The 3,007-nt window shown below is 75.9% G+C and carries 4 protein-coding genes; 1 reads left to right on the top strand and 3 read right to left on the bottom strand.

The genetic code is table 11. The features are described from left to right. Positions 1-95 precede the first annotated feature (95 nt). The 3 genes from ftsL to mraZ form a co-directional block, all read right to left on the bottom strand. The gene (ftsL, locus tag N866_RS13905) at positions 96-566 is read right to left on the bottom strand and encodes a cell division protein FtsL (protein ID WP_034227377.1); all 471 of its coding nucleotides are present in this window, start codon (positions 564-566) and stop codon (positions 96-98) included. Continuing rightward, the gene (gene rsmH / locus N866_RS13910; RefSeq protein ID WP_034227379.1) at positions 563-1,588 is read right to left on the bottom strand and encodes a 16S rRNA (cytosine(1402)-N(4))-methyltransferase RsmH; all 1,026 of its coding nucleotides are present in this window, start codon (positions 1,586-1,588) and stop codon (positions 563-565) included. Before rsmH ends, ftsL begins: the two co-directional genes overlap by 4 nt. A 250-nt stretch (positions 1,589-1,838) precedes the next feature. After that, on the bottom strand, positions 1,839-2,270 hold the full coding sequence (gene mraZ, locus N866_RS13915; RefSeq protein WP_034227383.1) for a division/cell wall cluster transcriptional repressor MraZ: 432 nt from the start codon (positions 2,268-2,270) through the stop codon (positions 1,839-1,841). Between the two features lie 489 nt (positions 2,271-2,759). On the opposite strand from mraZ, the gene N866_RS13920 reads away from it, so the two are divergent. Beyond that, positions 2,760-3,007: AAA family ATPase (locus tag N866_RS13920; protein WP_173406158.1), on the top strand; the 248-nt coding region annotated here is incomplete at its 3' end.

Here is a 3,007-nt window from a genome sequence, read left to right on the forward strand (position 1 = left end):
CGGCGGGGCCGCGACGCGCCCGGGCCCGGCGACGTTCCCCCGGACGGAGGTCGGCCGGCGGCGGTGGACCGTCTGGTCCTCGGGCCGGCCCGGCGTCACTGGTCGGCCCCCGCCGGCGTGGGGTTGCCGAGCACGGCGCCGTCGGACAGCCGGAGGTACCCGCCCCCGGACGAGGGCACCATGCCGAGCGAGGCCGCCGCCCCGGCGATCTGGGCCGGGGACTCCAGCCGGGCCATCTCGCCCGCGAGCTGCTGCTCCTCCTGCGCGGCGCGCGTCAGCTCGGTCTGGAGGGCGAAGCGGTCGTACTCCCCCTGCGCCATGGCCGTGTTGAGGAGCAGGGTGCCCAGGAGCGACGCGGCGAGCACCCCCATGCACAGCACCACGAAGGGGGTCCGGGTCCGCGCATGCTCCGGGGCCCGGACGACGTGCAGGCGGGGCCGCGCCGGGGCGGGGGCCGGGCGGCGCTCCGGGGCGGGACGCGGTGCCGTCGCGGGGGCGGTCGCCGTGCTGGTCGCCGGACGTCGCGAGGGGACCGTCGGCACGACGGCGGGTGCGGCGGCGCTCATGCTGTCCTCCTGCGACGGTGCTCGGGGGTGGGCTGGTCGGGGGTCGCGCGCAGCCGCTCTGCTGCGCGGAGCCGGACGGGTGTGGACCGGGGGTTGCGCTCCTGCTCGGGCTCCGGTGCGCGTTCCGCCCCCCGGGTGAGGAGGCGCAGGTAGGGCTGGTCCTCCTCGCGCACGACCGGGATCCCGGCGGGCGTGCTGACGGTGGCCCCCGCGGCCAGGGCGCGCTTGACCATGCGGTCCTCGAGCGACTGGTACGCCATGACGGCGATCCGGCCGCCCACCGCGAGGCTCCCGACGGCGGCCGGCAGGGCCCGCTCGAGGGCGGCGAGCTCGCCGTTGACCTCGATCCGCAGCGCCTGGAAGGTGCGCTTGGCCGGGTTGCCGCCCGTGGCGCGCGCCGCGGCCGGGATGGCCGCCCGCACCACGTCCACGAGCTCGGCGGTGCGACGCAGGGGCTCCTGCTCGCGACGACGGACGACACGCTGGGCGATCCGCGCCGCCCACTTCTCCTCGCCGTAGTCCCGCAGGACGCGGGTGATCTCGGCCTCGGGGTAGGTGTTGAGGACCTCCGCGGCGGTCACGCCCGTGGAGGCGTCCATCCGCATGTCCAGCGGGGCGTCGTGGGCGTAGGAGAAGCCGCGGTCGACCTCGTCGAGCTGGAGCGAGGAGACACCGAGGTCCATGAGGACGCCCTGCACGGGGCGCCCCACGCGGTCCGCGACGACCTCGTCGATGCGGTCGTAGACCGTGTGCACGGGGACGAAGCGGTCCCCGAAGCGCGCGAGACGCTCCCCGGCGAGGGCCAGGGCCTGGGTGTCCCGGTCCAGCCCCACGACGACGAGCCCGGGGACCCGCTCGAGGAAGGCCTCCGTGTGACCGCCCATGCCCAGCGTGGCGTCGACCAGGACGGCCGGGACGTCACCGGGCTGCGGGACGAGCGCGGGCGCGAGGAGCTCGACGCAGCGGTCGAGGAGGACGGGGACGTGCCGGTCCGCGGCGGGACGGTCGGCCGCGGCTGCCATGGCACCTCCTGGTCGGGTCGTACGGGTCGTGCGGGTGGTCGTGTCGCGCGCGCCGGACTGCTCCGGCCGGTCGTGCCGACGCGTCGTCGTCTGCGGCCGGGCGGCCCTCCACCGCCCGACCAGGTCCCCCTCCGCGGCCCGCTCTGACGCCGGGGAAGTGCGTCAGAGAAGGGCGGGAGGAGACCTCACCGTGCGGTGCGGTCCGCGACCCGGGCACCGGCCCGGGCGTGTCCGCGACGTCGCGCGTCACTCAGAAGGCACCGGGGATCACCTCCTCGGCGGTCTCCGCGTAGCTGGGGGTCTGCTCCTCGAGGTACGACTCCCAGGCGGCGGCGTCCCAGATCTCGACCCGGCTGCCGACGCCGATGACGGCGACGTCCCGGTCGAGGCCCGCGTAGCCGCGCAGCCCGGCCGGGATCGAGAGCCGGCCCTGCTTGTCCGGCACCTCGTCGTGGGCGCTGGCGAGGAACACGCGCAGGTAGTCGCGGGCCTGGCGGCTCGTGACGGGCGCCTGGCGGAGCTGGTCGTGCATGCGCCGGAACTCGCCCACGGGGAACACGAAGAGGCAGCGCTCCTGGCCCTTGGTCATCACCAGGCCGGTCGCGAGCTGCCCCCGGAACTTGGCGGGCAGGATCAGCCGGCCTTTGTCGTCCAGCCGGGGCGTGTAGGTGCCGAGGAACAGCGGGGCGTCGTGGCCGAACGCGTCGCTGACCATGTCGCACCCCTCCTCCCGCAACCCCCGGCGCCCCGCTCGCGCCCTGGACCGACCCTCCCGGCCGACCCAGTGCGCGCCACATTACTCCACACTCCTCCACCCGAACAGAGGAAACGCGGGTGAAGGGGCGCTGTCGTCCGCAGAAGCGCAGGTCACCAGCGGTGGAGCGAGGTGGAGGGATTCGCACGGCCTGGCCCCCCGTCGCGTGTCGGCCGATGGCGGTCCGGGCGGCGGGTGGGGCGGTGGGCGGAGGCCTCGGGCCGGCCGCCCCGGGCCGGCGCACGCCTGTGACCAGTGCCGATGCGCCGCAGCCGCCGTTCCCGGGGGCGGACCGGTCCGCACTCGGCCGTCGGGCAGGGAGCCCGGGGAGGGAAGTGGAGGGGCGACCTGATCCGAGGTCGTCGCGCACCCGGGCGCCGTCACCTACGCTTCCAGCAGGCCGACGAAGAGGTGACCATGCACGCGCTGCCGACCGGCGACGAGATCGAGGACGTCGCGAGGACGTCCGCCGCCATCCGGGAGTCCATGGAGACCGTGATCTCCGGGCGCAGCGACCTGGTCCGGCTCACCGTGGCCGTGCTCCTCGCCGAGGGGCATCTCCTCATCGAGGACGTCCCCGGCGTCGGCAAGACGACGCTCGCCAAGGCGCTCGCGCGGTCCGTCGCCTGCACCGTCGGGCGGATCCAGTTCACCCCGGACCTGCT

This window comes from Actinotalea ferrariae CF5-4, assembly GCF_000603945.1.
Taxonomy (GTDB): domain Bacteria; phylum Actinomycetota; class Actinomycetes; order Actinomycetales; family Cellulomonadaceae; genus Actinotalea; species Actinotalea ferrariae.